Annotated in this window: 13 protein-coding genes; 6 read left to right on the top strand and 7 right to left on the bottom strand. The window is 57.5% G+C overall.

Features of this window, described 5'->3' with window-relative positions; translation table 11 throughout:
* Window positions 1-954 precede the first annotated feature (954 nt).
* Window positions 955-1623, top strand: coding sequence for a Type 1 glutamine amidotransferase-like domain-containing protein (locus tag P3T20_RS19890; RefSeq protein ID WP_429287621.1), 669 nt, complete (start codon window positions 955-957; stop codon window positions 1621-1623).
* A 655-nt stretch (window positions 1624-2278) separates the two neighbouring features.
* Here P3T20_RS19890 and P3T20_RS19885 read toward each other — a convergent pair.
* Window positions 2279-3559 carry an HNH endonuclease gene (locus P3T20_RS19885; protein ID WP_429287620.1) on the bottom strand — a complete coding sequence of 427 codons (1281 nt, stop codon included), beginning with the start codon at window positions 3557-3559 and terminating at the stop codon, window positions 2279-2281.
* A gap of 302 nt (window positions 3560-3861) precedes the next feature.
* Window positions 3862-4272 (bottom strand): hypothetical protein, encoded by a 411-nt coding sequence (locus P3T20_RS19880; RefSeq protein ID WP_429287619.1) that lies wholly within the window; start codon window positions 4270-4272, stop codon window positions 3862-3864.
* 225 nt (window positions 4273-4497) lie between these two features.
* On the opposite strand from P3T20_RS19880, the gene P3T20_RS19875 reads away from it, so the two are divergent.
* Both P3T20_RS19875 and P3T20_RS19870 read left to right on the top strand, forming a co-directional pair.
* Entirely contained in the window at window positions 4498-4977 is a 480-nt protein-coding gene (locus P3T20_RS19875) for an ASCH domain-containing protein (RefSeq protein WP_429287618.1), read from the top strand.
* A gap of 342 nt (window positions 4978-5319) precedes the next feature.
* Window positions 5320-5820 (top strand): hypothetical protein, encoded by a 501-nt coding sequence (locus P3T20_RS19870; RefSeq protein ID WP_429287617.1) that lies wholly within the window; start codon window positions 5320-5322, stop codon window positions 5818-5820.
* Window positions 5821-5948: 128 nt separating this feature from the next.
* Here P3T20_RS19870 and P3T20_RS19865 read toward each other — a convergent pair whose 3' ends face one another.
* The gene (locus P3T20_RS19865) at window positions 5949-6689 is read right to left on the bottom strand and encodes a class I SAM-dependent methyltransferase (RefSeq protein WP_429287616.1); all 741 of its coding nucleotides are present in this window, start codon (window positions 6687-6689) and stop codon (window positions 5949-5951) included.
* A gap of 328 nt (window positions 6690-7017) precedes the next feature.
* Between P3T20_RS19865 and accD the strand changes: the two genes are divergently transcribed.
* The 3 genes from accD (at window position 7018) to P3T20_RS19850 (ending at window position 10609) form a co-directional block, all read left to right on the top strand.
* Window positions 7018-7890, top strand: coding sequence for an acetyl-CoA carboxylase, carboxyltransferase subunit beta (gene accD / locus P3T20_RS19860; protein WP_429287615.1), 873 nt, complete (start codon window positions 7018-7020; stop codon window positions 7888-7890).
* Between the two features lie 14 nt (window positions 7891-7904).
* Complete coding sequence (locus P3T20_RS19855) at window positions 7905-8816, top strand: alpha/beta fold hydrolase (RefSeq protein ID WP_429287614.1); 912 nt, start codon at window positions 7905-7907, stop codon at window positions 8814-8816.
* Window positions 8817-9004: 188 nt separating this feature from the next.
* Window positions 9005-10609, top strand: coding sequence for a PAS domain S-box protein (locus P3T20_RS19850; RefSeq protein ID WP_429287613.1), 1605 nt, complete (start codon window positions 9005-9007; stop codon window positions 10607-10609).
* A 756-nt stretch (window positions 10610-11365) separates the two neighbouring features.
* Here P3T20_RS19850 and P3T20_RS19845 read toward each other — a convergent pair.
* The 4 genes from P3T20_RS19845 to P3T20_RS19830 all read right to left on the bottom strand — a co-directional run bounded on the left by P3T20_RS19845 (window position 11366) and on the right by P3T20_RS19830 (window position 14009).
* Complete coding sequence (locus tag P3T20_RS19845; protein ID WP_429287612.1) at window positions 11366-11662, bottom strand: hypothetical protein; 297 nt, start codon at window positions 11660-11662, stop codon at window positions 11366-11368.
* 101 nt (window positions 11663-11763) lie between these two features.
* Complete coding sequence (locus P3T20_RS19840; RefSeq protein WP_429287611.1) at window positions 11764-12063, bottom strand: hypothetical protein; 300 nt, start codon at window positions 12061-12063, stop codon at window positions 11764-11766.
* Between the two features lie 99 nt (window positions 12064-12162).
* A complete protein-coding gene (locus P3T20_RS19835; RefSeq protein ID WP_429287610.1) occupies window positions 12163-13092 on the bottom strand; it encodes a hypothetical protein in 930 nt (309 codons plus the stop codon).
* On the bottom strand, window positions 13089-14009 hold the full coding sequence (locus P3T20_RS19830) for a phage capsid protein (protein ID WP_429287609.1): 921 nt from the start codon (window positions 14007-14009) through the stop codon (window positions 13089-13091). Before P3T20_RS19830 ends, P3T20_RS19835 begins: the two co-directional genes overlap by 4 nt.
* Window positions 14010-14035 lie beyond the last annotated feature (26 nt).

Raw genomic sequence — 14035 nt, 5'->3', positions numbered from 1 at the left:
ATCGAGTGACGGGTGCAACTGCAGACAGGCTTCAGCGGCTTTCCGCATGTCGTTTTTCCTTATGCTTCGAACAATACCGCCTGCACGATACGTCAAATGACCAAGGGGTCAATATACCCAGCCGACATGGCGAGCGTTAACCAAAGTCGATACAAAACGAACGTGTCTCTCCATCCTGGAAGCGGTCAGCGGGAAGGCGCTGGATCGCAGGACTCTTACGGGGACATACTGCCAATCGCCGTCGGGCAGTCAACGGCCGCCTTTGAACGGTGGGGAGATCCGCCAATATCGTTGACCGGCCATTCAAACGAGTGTGTGGTGCCGGGGCCTGAGCCCCCGAGCTGCGACAGGTGTTAGCGCGACAACAACAACCAGGAATCCAACTTGAGCGACGTAGAACAGGGATAGCCAATGGTCGCTAATTGCTACGTAGTAGGTATTGTGAAGCACGTCACTGACAATGATTGCGACGGTCAACCAAAGCCCCTTCCTCGGTCGTGAGAACAACAGCACAACGGCAAGCGGGTCCAGAATTGTCAGTGCATCCCAATAAATCTTGCTGGCTAAAGTGATGCGGCTTCCAAAACCGTAATCCCAAAGTAAGCCGTATTGAAAAATGGATCGGGCGTGATTGAAAGTTGCGACGAGAAGGCAGATTGCGAACAGGATACGGATCGAGACTGATGCGCGGAGCATTTGGAATTTTTGTAGGAGTGCGGTCCCTGCAGCTTAGCAAAACAAAACTTCGGATACGATCCATTCAGCCCAACCATGCCCCTCCGCCGTAGGGGAGGCCGAAGGGCCGCTGCGCATATGCGAATGGCATCGGGCTTCGTCGGGCCATGAAGAGATTGTTCGACTGACGCTTAGAATGGGCGAAAATTCACGGTCATACCGGCCTATCGCGCATCCAGCAGAAAAATCCAACCAGTTCGAACCGCATTTGAGAGCCGCATGTCCTTTTATCGAAAACTGGCGTTATATAGTGATCAAGACTTTCCGGCTAATGAAGAAATGGATGCGCGTCTCCTGCGGTTGATCGGAGGATCACGGCCGAAGATTGGATATATCGCCGCGACAAGCGATCCCGAGCGCATTTACTTCCGGCGTAAGGCTGACTACTACGCGGGGATTGGCGCGAATTTGGTCGTGTATGTAGACCCTGGTCAAGACACATCGGAAGCGGAATGGTCGACTCTGCTGTCGTGTGATGCGATCCACCTCTCAGGCGGGAATACGTTCTCATTTTTGTCGTGGCTGCAGCGACGCAGCGCTCTACCGGTCCTGACTCGGTACGTATCCGAAGGAGGGGTGCTGATCGGTGTAAGCGCGGGAGCTATTTTGATGACACCGAACGTGGACTCGGCATTACTGTGTGGCGACGTTCGGGACGAACAGCTGGAGGATGATGCAGGGCTACGTCTTGTCGACTTCCACTTTTGGCCGCACTTCGATTCTGAAAGCGTTACCCAAAAGCAGTCGAAATTGTCCTCAACTATCCCTGACCTCTACGCGTGTCCCGACGGTTCGGGGATTGTCATTGACGGCAACGAAGTCGAGCTATTCGGACAGGTCCATCGATACGAGTCAGGAGCGATCCGGCCGGCTCCTCTTGAGGACTGAGGTCGTCCCGTTCTTTCGGAGCAACTGTGAGGATGCCCCAGAGATGGCGGAACAGACCGCGAGGTGTGAGTAGTACGTGGCCGGCGACGGTGGGTCGCTGTCAGCCCAAGAATGGACCTTCGACACAGGGGCTCAGATCATCAACAATCGATGGACAAATGTGGGGCATATATGGCTGGAAAAACTGGTGTATCGCAGGCAGCTAGGTTACTGCCGGTCACAGCGGGTTTCGTCGTGATATGCGCAGCGATCGTGGCGATCCGCGGCGACGGATTCGAAAGAGTTTGTGGCACGGCAATGGCGATAGGCTCCGCCCTTATGCTCGGCGGTTACCTGATGTCCCGCTTCGGAAGCGACGACCGTTGGCGAGACTGAAAATCTCTGCAGCGACAATCTCGATAAGCTGAGATCCCATTCGGGTCCGATGCAAACAGGCATCGTCCGGCTGGGTGCGGCCAGGAGGCGTCATTCGCCCGCGTCGGCGTCCGGACGTCCGGACGGCGCCACCGCTTCAACAAGCTGCCATTCGATTCGCGAAGCGGCGTTGCCTTTTCGGCCACTGTAAGCAATTGTCCTCCAATCAACGGATGAGGCAGCACACGCAGGGGCCGCAACGCACGGGTAGTCGTGATGATGCAGCGCACGGTTCGCGCAATCACCTGGAGCTAAATTGTTTCAGGTGCTCTACCATGTAGGCGGAAAACCGGTTGTGCTCGGCCATACGTAGATTAGTAGTCGACCGGATAGAAAGCTTTTCGGTTAGCTGAAGCTTTTCAGCGTCCCGACGCACTGAAGGATGAATCACGCACCGGAAGACGCCCCTGTCTTCGCGGAAGCTGAGCAGATGCCGGTCGAACAGACGATCGACATGAGCGGCCAGCATGATGCCGTTCACCCCGTCCAGTCGTTGCTCGTCAGTTGAGTCCCGCCATGGCTTGATGTGGGACGCCGTCAGCAGCGCCGGGGCTGAAATGCCCGTAAGCGCGCATGTTTCCCCTAGTCCCCACAGGGCGATGACATTCGCCCGAAACAGCCCTTGGCCTACGCGAGCCATGATGATCGTCTGGCGCTCCGTCCGATCGGGAATCCTCCGTTCGAGATCCAAGAGATCGGCGACAAGGTCGCTTTGCCAGACCGCAGTGCTGGAGTCCGCTGTGGCAGTCGTCCCACCCAGGTTGCCCGTTGAGGCGCGACGCTGTCCAGCCGCAGCGTTGCCAAGACCTGGTTTGTACTCAGGGTCACCGACCCAAATAAACGACTGCACGTCGATCAGGTCGCGAGGTTCGAGGCCCGCGTCCGCTAGTGTGTCGCGCAGATCGAATACGAAGCGTTGGATACCTTTGTAGTCGAGGCCAGTAAGGGGACCATCGGGGAGAGGTTCGCCAAGAAATGCCCTGAAGGCACGCTGAAATTCGCGAGTTTTCAAAATGACATGGTCTGATGGATTAGACAACATCAAGAGGTACGACGTGATGCTCCGAGTTGCGGCCGGCCACGAGTCGATTTTTTGTCCAGCACCGTCAAGCAGCAACCACAGGTCATGGACAAAGTCATCCACTCGTGATTCCGTGTCGTCGTTACCATAAAGGAGCTTCGCGGCTAGTGTGGCAAATTGCGTTTTTCCAACGGCGGTTAGGCGTTTTTCGATTGCCTCTGTGTAACGCCAGTCGACGAGGTTCTGTCGCGATCCGTGGCTGGGTGCAGCGAACATTTTTATCAGGCTGTCAGCGACATCGTCGGGCATAGACCGGGTCGTATGTGCAGCGACGAGTCTGCCTGCTACGGTCGATTGAAACAGGCGGATTAATTCCCACTTGTAATCGAGCTCGTCCGCGTCAAACGCGTCGCTTCCCACGCCGAAGCGCTGAAAGTTCGGGAAGACGGACTTGATCCGCTCAAGGTACGAGTTGAGCGCTTCGCGCATCAGGGTGTTCATCTTCTACCTCGCATGAGTGGTTAGGCCGCGCGATAGGTATTTGTCGACTTCGCCCGTCATCATAGACTGCCCGGACTGCCTCAGGTCGAAAGCTATAGGGGCAGAGAGGCTCCTAGGAGACGTATATAGGAGCGAGACTGGATGCCCACCAAGCTTAAGCGCAGTCGAAAAGTATGACGTCCGCTGAGGCGCAGAAATGGCCGCTCTTGAATGAAAGCCGTCGACTACATCTCAGCGGGTCGAGCGATGGCTCAGGGTCGACCTGAGCCGACCGTCGTAGGGCTCGGCGCGGCCAGGAAGAGTCATCCAGCTTCGTTGCCTAAATCGAAAACAATTTTCGCAATCATAGGACGCGTGTAGGTCTCAATCGGATCGACTCCTGGTCGACTAACTTCACCCGCGTCAAAGGCTAAGTAGGTTTCGTAAAACAAGGCGGGGAAGTCTTCCCCCTTCGCGGTCCAGTCGTCATACACGAAACCGATAATCGCGTTTACCACAGCGTCGCAAAACCAGAAGGGAAGTCGCCCCTCGTGAAACCCGACCGCGATTTGCCGAGCCATCGCGTTATACGCCTCCCGCCTCGTCGATCCGACAATCTGGGTCCAGAGTTCAATGTCGGGGGCCGAAAGCAACCATCCTGTGGGCCTCTGATCGTAGCGAGACTGCAATTTCAGTATAAATGCTGTTTGCGGATCATTGGGAACCGGGCTCATGCTGGTGATTTTTTGCTATGGCGAGCGACCAAGTATAAGCGACAACGCACCGCCATCTTGAACGGCCGGTTGCGGTAATCTTTTAGGTAGCGGGTCGACCTGAGCCGATCGTCGTAGGGTTCGGTGCGGCCATTTTGAGATATTCGACAACACCCCATCAATCGCCGACAATCACCGCGCGAGATTCCGATACCGATAAATGCAATCGAAAGGATGCCGAAATAGATGGGCAAAAGTGTAGACGAGCTGGTCACCGACTTGGCCGAACAAGACATACATCTGCCTAAAGGGTGCGTTCGAGTTGGTGGATTTGGGGATTCGGAAGCACTATCAGAGTCGCTGATCGCACTCATTCGTGCCGGCGTAAAACGTGGTACCTGCAGTCTGGCCTGGTCGTGGGACTTCGACGGCGAGTCAATTCCTGAGGCTGGAGACATTGAAATTGTGCTTGACTGGCATGGTCGACCGGCGCTCGTTCTACGAGTCACTGAAGTGCATACCGTGTCTTTCGATCGCGTCGATGCTGAATTCGCGGCTATCGAAGGAGAAGGCGATCTTTCACTAGCGCATTGGCGGACGGAGCACTGGCGCTTCTTCACAGACGAGTGCAGCCGAATTGGTCGGGTGCCTGACAGTTCGATGCCTCTCATATGCGAGGGCTTCGAGGTCCTTTACACGCTTACGCCCATTCAGCGACGCGAATGACTGCTCACGGAGATACTGAACATCCCTTTCGGGCCGCATTACGCCTTTTGCATATCCCCGCGACGCGCGATTGATCGAGGTCCGTGTCAGACCACGGTCGACCACGAGCCGCCGTTCGAGGTCGCCATTCGATTTGAATAGCGAAGGTCTAGTCCGTCCGCGCTCAATGGCCGGTTTCCGGCGAGCAAATTGCCGGTGGCATCGCCTCAACCCGGCCAGTTCCGGTCACTCGACGCGGGCACTCAGATCGCCGACAATCGATGGTGAATTTGCTCATTGGGAACGCGGCCGAGCAATGCCATATTCCTTGCCGGTCGTGAGGTCGGCACATCGGAAAACAAAATGAAACAGCGACCACAGTTCGTAACGCCGTTGCGTGCAATCATCGCTTTTCCAATTTCACTGGCCGCAGGTGCGATGACGTTTCTTCCTGCAATCATGGCAGAATGTGTCCCGCAGGTTCCAAGTGTCTTTGTGGGCCACGGAATAGTGTCCAACCTTTTGCGTTTTTCTGCGACCGAGCTAGGTATTGCGCTTTTGGGTCTGGCTATTTTTGGTCTACCAATCTTCCCTTTCTACGTTTGCGGCGTCTTCGTCGCAAAAAGGCTCCAGACCTCGCATTGGCTGTACTTTGCAGCTTTGGGCATTTTGCTTGCCTCGGGCCTATGGATCGCGGCAGTCCTACCGCAGTCTCGTGGCGTCAACCACTATTCTCCTTACCTCGGATTGATCCGATTTGCTTTGCCCGTCGGAATGGTCGCCGGGCTTGTTTGCTGGGCTTTTCTCTATCTGACGTGCTCACGCAACCGCGCGCTGGATTCGAGCTGCGAACCTGGGCTTTAGCAAAAGCGCCCGGATGGGACAACGTTTGTCGGACTCGATAGACGCTGTGCGGCCAGGAACGGCCAGTGGACGCATCCTCTCAGATTGACGACATTCGGAGCTATTTCTCGCTATGAATACCGAGATGCCTAGCAGCGTGCCCGAACACAGATAAACGCAGGGGTCATAGAGAGTTCTGCGTAATGCTCCGGGTCGACGGTCTTCATCTCTTCAAGCGGTTTTGGCTCGACGAGCGACTCCAGATTCCAGCCACTTTCGACCAAATCGTTGAGTATGGCTGCAAGCGGGCGTCGATACGACTGAACGAACGGCTTTGGTTCGCCGAAGCCGCCCCAGTACATGCCGAAGCGGGACGTATCGAAGTATGTCCAGGCTCCGTGCGTCCGCTCGTCCATCCAGTCGCGCATGGGATGAGACATCGAGAACATCAATGTTGCGCCAGGACTGGCGACCCTTCTGAATTCTTTAAACACTGGAGCCAGGTCTGCAACGTAGTCGAGCGCCAAGGCACACACGATCTTGTCGAATGACGCATCTTGCAGCCAGTCCAGTGGTTCAGCTAGATTGCCTTCAGCCAACGTGACCGGAAGTCCAGCGCAACGTATGCGGGCAAGCTCGACCATCCGTGGCGTGATGTCAAATGCGTGGACCGTCGCTCCATTGCGGGCGAAGATTTCGCTGAAAATTCCCGGTCCGCATCCCGCATCCAAAATGCGCAAACCGGAGACATCTCCGACTAAAGCAATCGTCGCGGGGCGTTCGTAAAGCGCGTTGTGCGCTTTCGTTGGTGCCACCGAAGCATAGCGATCTGCAAATTCTGCATACGCAGCCAGGCCCAAGGAGGTCGATGATAAGTCCGTATCTGCCATGGATCGCTCCGGGAAAATGGAGCGCGATTATAGTTTGTCAAATTGACTCGCTCAAAAATTTTCGGCGAGCACATATTCGGCGTATATGGCTAAGACCATTGCATCGGACTGAGCTACGGCGGCCGTGATCGGCCAATATCTGACGTTCGCCATGCCCGTCCAAATCGAGAACAATCCGGCGATCCCGATCGGTGATGAGCTATGAAATCGCGTGCTGTAATATGCCGGATCGGATAGCTCAATTGCCGCGTGAGTGCCCCGACGAGAGTAAATACAGCCTCATTTTCCCGATCACTTACGCAGCGGACATGCGATTACCGGAGAAAGTATGAATTGGCTCGACAAGCTATTGCCACCACAGATCAAACAGTCCGTCCCGAAGCGCCGCAAGGCTATTCCGGAAGGCCTGTGGCTTAAGTGCCCGGCATGCGAAGCAGTGCTCTATCGCAGTGACTTCGAAGCAAATCTTCATGTCTGTCCGAAATGCGCTCATCACATGCCCATCGGCGCTCGCAAACGCCTTGACCACTTTCTCGACGTGGAAGGGCGCTATGAGATTGGCCGCGAAGTACTGCCGATCGACCCGCTGAAGTTCAGGGACAGCCGCACGTACCCCGATCGCTTGAGTAATGCAATGGAAGAAACAGGCGAGACAGATGCCCTGGTGGTTATGGGCGGCACCGTCCACTCCGTTCCCGTCGTGGTGGCATGCTTCGATTTCGCATTTATGGCCGGTTCAATGGGCTCGGCCGTCGGCGAACGTTTTGTTCGCGGCGTAAGAAATGCGCTTGAGCAGCGCACGCCTTTTATTTGCATTACCGCCTCTGGCGGCGCACGGATGCAGGAAAGCGTGTACTCGTTGATGCAGATGGCCAAGACGACGGCCATCCTGACACGATTGGCCGAGGCCGGGCTTCCTTTCATATCCATACTCACCGATCCGACAACCGGCGGCGTGTCGGCAAGCTTTGCGTTCCTGGGCGACGTCGTGATCGCAGAACCAAAGGCATTGATTGCGTTCACCGGTGCCCGCGTAATCGAACAGTTGGTACATGAGAAGTTACCTGAGGGGTATCAGCGTCCAGAGTTTTTGATAACGCGAGGTGCAATCGACATGATTGTGGATCGGCGGCAGATGCGGGAGGAAGTTGCCAGGCTGTTGGCACTGCTGACGCGGCAGCCGGCCGAAGCAGTTGCCTAGCCAGAAGCAAGGTCATGAATGCCAGTAGGTCTGAAGTACTTATACAGTCCGGTCCCGTAAGACTTGCCGTGCAGAACCACGGGGGAACAGGACCGGTTATGCTCTTGTTGCATGGAGCCGGGAGATCCGCGGCCGATTGGTTGCCCATGGCGCGTCTGTTGGTATCGCATCGGCGTGTAATCGCATTGGACCTGCGCGGCCACGGACTGTCTGAGTCGGGGGAATGGAATGTCGATCTTGTCTTAAGAGACATCCAGACCGTTCTCCAGAGCTATTCGACATCCGACATTTCGATGGTTGGCCATTCGCTCGGGGGAGTCCTGGCATTCCTTTACGCATCGAGGTATGGCGGCGTTAGCCACGTCATCGACCTGGACGGATTTGCGCTGCGCGCCGGTGAGTATGTCGGCCTTTCGTGCGAAGAAGCAGCGGCATCTCAGGAGCGAGCGCGAGCCGAATGGGTGCGACCGCAGCCAACCCTGACCGGCAAAGCGGTAGCTAACCTCGAACGACGTGTTGCCGAGATCTACGGCCTTTGCCCGGCCGATAGCTCGGAGATTGTGAGGCGCCGGCTGAATCCGCTTAACAACGATCGATATGCGTTTCGTACGGACGCGGCAACGACACTAGGAATTCGAGCCCTGTACGCAGCTTTCCTCAGTGACCACAGCTTCTTCGATCTGGTCCGCACGATTGACGCGCCAAGCCTGATTTTTCGTGCAAATCGGCTAATCCTCCCGCCCGGACTGCCAGAATGGCATAAGGAGATGCTTCAGGCGTACTTTCTCGGTGTTCAGCACCAAACCGAAGAGTTAGTGCAATCGGGTCGGCTCACGCTATCTGTCCGGGAAAGCAGCCATATGATGATGCTGGAGGAGCCCGCTGCATTAGCCGCCGAAATTGCCCAATTTCTCGCAACCAGTTGAGCCGATATTCCTGGCGCATTTGCTCGGGACGCCCTTCTTGAACATCCGTTTTCGGTGCTTGTGGGTGACCCCAATGGGGCGACTTGGTGCGTTCGCCGTCGGCCCGGGTTCGGCCGTTTTGAGCCATTCCGCATCGAACCGACATCGCTAACAATCACTGGCAACGGTGCCCTTCGGACCCGTCTTCTTTGAAAGAGCTGGCCGCCGCGGGTTACTATCTCCATATTCAACGCGCCCCGCGACCTCGCCACATATTGACGATGAAAACTGAGCGGCCTGATCCATTAGCCACACTTACCGATGCGCAGCGTTTCGAGCTGCTTGTGAACGGTGTGAGGGACTACGCGATCTATATGCTGGATACCCGTGGGTATGTCGTGAGCTGGAACACCGGCGCTGAGAGGTTCAAGGGTTATACCGCTCAAGAGATCCTCGGAAAGCACTTTTCACAGTTTTACACGGACGAAGACCGCGCGACCGGGTTTCCTGGCAAAGCGCTGAATACCGCGCTCGAACAGGGAAAATTCGAGGGCGAGGGTTGGCGCGTGCGGAAGGACGGCACGCATTTCTGGGCGTCCGTGGTCATCGACCCGATTCGGGACCCGTCCGGAGAGCTGGTCGGATTTGCGAAAATCACGCGAGACATTACCGAGCGCAAGCTGGCGGCAGAAAAGCTGGAGCGCGCCAACACCGCGCTCTTTCAATCCCAGAAAATGGAAGCTGTCGGACAGCTCACGGGGGGCGTTGCGCACGACTTCAACAATCTGCTATCGGTGTTATCGAATGGTTTGCAGGTATTGACCACACAGTCGCGAACCCATCTCGACGCGAAGGTCCTTGACATGATGCAACGGACCGTTGATCGGGGCGCGTCGCTCACGCAGCAACTACTTGCCTTTGCACGACAGCAACCGCTCAAGACCGAAAGATCCAATATTAACAATCTCATCAGGGACTTTGAGCCCATGCTTCGTGCGGGTGCCGAGTCGGTCCGGATGGAATTCACCCTGAACTCTCAGCGGCCCACCGTGCTCATCGACGCCGCGAGATTTGAGGCGGCCATGTTAAATCTCGTGGTCAATGCGCGCGACGCTATGCCTGACGGCGGGGTAATCGTTATCGACACGATGGACGTCGAGCTCGGAGCAGGTGCAGTCGGTGGTCTGAACGTTGGGTCGTTTATCAAGGTATCCGTCAGGGATTCCGGGACCGGTATGCCACCGGAAGTCGCTGCACGGGCATTCGAGCCGTTTTTCACCACAAAGGAGGTGGGGAAAGGCACTGGCCTGGGGCTGAGTCAGGTTTACGGGTTTATCAAGCAGTCGGGTGGTGAAGTGCTGATCAGAAGCTCCAACGAAAAAGGCACGACAATCGACATCTATTTACCCGCCTTGATGGGCGATGCCGAATCCGTGAAAGATTTTTCCAGCAGGTTGGCGGTGGAAACTGTGCTGATCGTGGACGACGAGCCGGACGCGCTGACTGCCGCAGCCGCTCTATTCCGAAGCATCGGCTACGAGGTCGTGACGGCTAGCGACGCAGCGGGTGCCATTGATGTCCTAACCAATCGCCCGGGAATCGATATTGTTTTCAGCGACGTGACGATGCCGGGAGGCGTAAGCGGTATCGAGCTTGCACATCGTGTCCGTGAGCTGTACCCGGCCATTAAAATCGTGCTCGCGTGCGGCTATCCGCTTACAGTACTTCGACAGCAGCACAGCGATTTAGGTGATTTTTCGTTTGTCACCAAACCTTATCGGCTCGCGGAGGTGGCAAGAGTCCTGCGCTCGTGAGCATTATCGTACTCACTTTGCTGCTTCGTTCTCGGCCCTTTCAGGGGCGTGTCGAGTGCTGCCGGGACAATAGGTGAGTGGTCAAACCTAGATCACGTACGAGCCTGGATGTATGTGAGTGTGAATACCTGATGCCCAAGTGACGCTCGATGACAATGCGGAGCTGATCGATAGTCCAACCCGCGCTATCGAATCCAAGCAGCTTTGGTGAATGCTTGATTGCGTTGGCAAGCCAGAGCCGGGCTTCGTCACTCATTCGCGGGCGTGGGCCGGCCTCGCGGAGTTTCCGGATTGCTTCCATGCCGCCGGACTCGAGAAGCGATTTGTACTTACGCACCGAAATTTCGCTCAGGCCAAATAGGTCTGCGACGTAGGAAACCGGCTTCCCGGCCAAAAGCATTTCCGCCGCCAGAAGTCGGCGAGTCGCCATGGGCGGGTTCGATGTCTTTTTTCTGGCTGGCATTTTCAGAAATGACACCTCAGTCGAGAGGCGCCGGATATCGAGGCAACCGACATTATGGCGATATTCGACGTAAAAATGTGCCGATGTCATCGTCTGCGAGCGTCCGCTGTGGAGAACGCCGACCGTCCCTAGCGGGTCGATCCGGGACAGTCATCGGCGACGAAGGACTTCGCGGCATCGGTTAAAGGCTGTGAAGCTTTGAAAGCCGCAATCAACTAGGCATGCGGCTTTTGCGAACTGGTCCGACTGAACAGCTTCGGCCGAACCGACCGTCTTCGGACGAACGCTTGCATTCAACAACCGTCGCACAGCAGGATCGTCGTCGAGGAGCGGTCTGCCTCGGTCACAACCCAGATGACCGAGCCCGTCGGCAAGACATAGCGCGACAGGATTCGCAGCTCTAAGAGCACCGCGAGTTCATTCTGAAGGCAGTCACGCTCATCCAGGTCGCCCCAGTCACCGTGAATGTGGCGCGCGAGCAAGAGGATGTCTGGCACTTTCGCGAGTTCCAGTGCCGCTGTGGCTGCGGGGGTGACGGTGGGTCTGCCCGTTTTGAACCGGACGCTGCCATGGGTATCGTTTGTCTGCATGATGTTTCCAGTAAGGTTACGGTTTGCCGGGACGAAATGCCGGCGAGCGAAAGAGGAATTGGTTTGGATAAGACGATGAGTAAAAAGCTGATCGGACTGCGTCAGTAGTCGTCGGGCAAAAGCACGGTCGTGACCGAGCGGTCCCATTCCGTGATGACCCAGACCTTCGTGCGGTCAGGCATCGTGTAGACAGACAGGACACGCAGGCCAGAGGCGACGGACAGGTCGTTCTGCTGCCAGTCCTCAGGGCACACGTCGCCCCAGTCGCCGCAGATGTGGCGAAGCAGCAAGGCCATCGGCGGGATGCCGTTGTGGTTCAGTGAAGCGAGTGCGCCTGGCGTCGCGACAATGCGCCCCGGCCTGATACGCGGCTGGAGCGGAAAGAAAGATGGATGGTTCAAGTAGAGGGTCTCCAGAAAGCGGACGTGGGTATGCCTCCGGAAGAGCCGGATGCATCTCACGTCGGAAGAAAAAATCAGGAAGGACGCAGACGCGCCCCGTTACAGCTGCGTGGCTGACTCAAGGACTTGCCGACGCAGGACCGTGGCTCTGGCCTGGGAGCAGCGAAGGTGACGACGGATGCCGGAAACCGTCGGACGCAGATGTCCGGCTTCGATGTCGCGGACCAGCCTCGCGACTTCGGCATCGACGGGCGTGACCGTGGTGACTGCTGGCGGGCTGGTGCCGGGCGCGGGAGTATCGGCGGTGACTGGCTCCATCACGACGGGGTGATCTGCTGCGTCCGGCACATTCGATTGAGGCACCAGATACCAGAGCAGGCAGGCCATGCCCTCGAGTACGGCGGCAAAGGAAAGTCCGGTAAACAGGTCAAGGTGGGTCGCCGGCAATGGCAGGACCGTGGCGAGTCGCGCGATGACCGGATCGTCACGCAATGCTTCATTTCGCGCGGCCTCCCGGTCAGCGCTGGCTTCCTGCCGGCGTAGTTCGCTGGCTTCGGCATCGAGCGCATCGAGCTTCGCGGCGAGCGAGACCTGCCGGACCCGCAACGCCGGACAGTCGTGCGGACAGCGCTGCGCGTCTGCGACTGCCAGTTGTCGGGTCACGACCGCCCGTTCCGCCATGACTGCGGCGAGATTGCGCTGCGGGCGAACCGTGACCACGGTCGGTCCTGCCCGTGCGTCGCCTGCGTGCAACTGCGAAAGCAGGAAAAACGTCGCGTGACCATAGGATGCCCCGGCCATGCACGCGAACCAGAGTAATCCACCAATACAGCGAACGGCGAATGGCGTCGAACGGCAGAGTGACGGCAACAGGTGTGCGCCGATAACCAGCACGACTCCGGTTGCGATCCACACCAGCCGCTCGGCAAGCCACCCGCCGCGCTGCCAGCCGGCGATCACCGACATGCAGATGGCCGTGCCGGTTGCTCCGGCTGCCAGTGCCAGTACACCGTATCGGACCGGCCTCATGCCGCGGCACCGCCAACCCGTGCAGCGCGGCGATCCAGCTTCTGGCGCAGGGTCGGCTGCGGGGTCTGGATTGCAGGCCCGGCACCTTCGGCCTGGCTGCCCGCCTCTGCGCTACCGGCATCCGGATAGAACTCCTCGACGACCGCCGACCCGTCCTCGATACTCTCTTCGAAGGCGCCGTTGCCGAATCCGTTGCGCGCCGCCGTATCCAGCGCAGACTGGTCGAAGCCTGCCGCGCGGCGACGCGCGTCCAGTTCGTGCGCCTGTCCGATCGCGTCTTCCAGCGTGCTGCCGCTTCTTACCGCCAGATCAACGTAGTAGATCGCCGACCGGTAGCTCTGTGTGGTGGATTTGCCGCGCAGTTTCAGTTCCAGTGGCAGACACGCGAGCAGATTGCCCGACACCGCGCTGAAATAACGCAGTCGCGCGGCGAGCGTACGGATAGAGTTGTAGGAGGTCGTGCGGAAGATGAACGAACCGAGTTCGTCGTCTTCACCGATCACCATATTCAGCCGCCCATAGGGCTTGCAGTTTCCGGCCTGCCCGAACGCACATCCGTCCGGCGACGGACACGGCTGATTCTCGATGCTGCTCTCACCGGCGCGCTTGCACGTTTCGCCGTTGCCAACACAGACAGGGCGCCCCGTGTCACGATCAAACAGCGAATACTCGGCCCGCAGGTTCAGGTCGGGATCGTTGAACAGGAACCGGACGGGAATCGAGCGCAGCTTGCCACTGGTCATCTTGCGCAACGATTCGTTGAGCGGATGCAGCATCCAGCCGTCGCGATTCTGGATCTGCGTGGTGATAGTGAACTGGTCGTCCTTCTCCGGCAGTCGCTTGCCGTTCTTCTCGACCAGACGGCCAATCGAAATCCGCCCGATAACAGGCGGCGTAATGGCGAGACCTTTGAGCATGACTGTTTTCTCCAGGTGTCAGATGG

The organism is Paraburkholderia sp. GAS206C (assembly GCF_050435645.1).
Lineage (GTDB): Bacteria > Pseudomonadota > Gammaproteobacteria > Burkholderiales > Burkholderiaceae > Paraburkholderia > Paraburkholderia phenazinium_B.
This window is presented reverse-complemented; position numbering and strand designations above follow the sequence as displayed.

Coding starts and splice junctions, on each gene's coding strand:
- P3T20_RS19875 (WP_429287618.1), top strand. CDS start 4,498: ATGGGCAAAAGTGTAGACGAGCTGGTCACCGACTTGGCCGAACAAGAC.
- P3T20_RS19870 (WP_429287617.1), top strand. CDS start 5,320: ATGAAACAGCGACCACAGTTCGTAACGCCGTTGCGTGCAATCATCGCT.
- P3T20_RS19835 (WP_429287610.1), bottom strand. CDS start 13,092: ATGAGGCCGGTCCGATACGGTGTACTGGCACTGGCAGCCGGAGCAACC.
- P3T20_RS19855 (WP_429287614.1), top strand. CDS start 7,905: ATGAATGCCAGTAGGTCTGAAGTACTTATACAGTCCGGTCCCGTAAGA.
- P3T20_RS19845 (WP_429287612.1), bottom strand. CDS start 11,662: ATGCAGACAAACGATACCCATGGCAGCGTCCGGTTCAAAACGGGCAGA.
- P3T20_RS19885 (WP_429287620.1), bottom strand. CDS start 3,559: ATGAACACCCTGATGCGCGAAGCGCTCAACTCGTACCTTGAGCGGATC.
- accD (WP_429287615.1), top strand. CDS start 7,018: ATGAATTGGCTCGACAAGCTATTGCCACCACAGATCAAACAGTCCGTC.
- P3T20_RS19880 (WP_429287619.1), bottom strand. CDS start 4,272: ATGAGCCCGGTTCCCAATGATCCGCAAACAGCATTTATACTGAAATTG.
- P3T20_RS19890 (WP_429287621.1), top strand. CDS start 955: ATGTCCTTTTATCGAAAACTGGCGTTATATAGTGATCAAGACTTTCCG.
- P3T20_RS19865 (WP_429287616.1), bottom strand. CDS start 6,689: ATGGCAGATACGGACTTATCATCGACCTCCTTGGGCCTGGCTGCGTAT.
- P3T20_RS19830 (WP_429287609.1), bottom strand. CDS start 14,009: ATGCTCAAAGGTCTCGCCATTACGCCGCCTGTTATCGGGCGGATTTCG.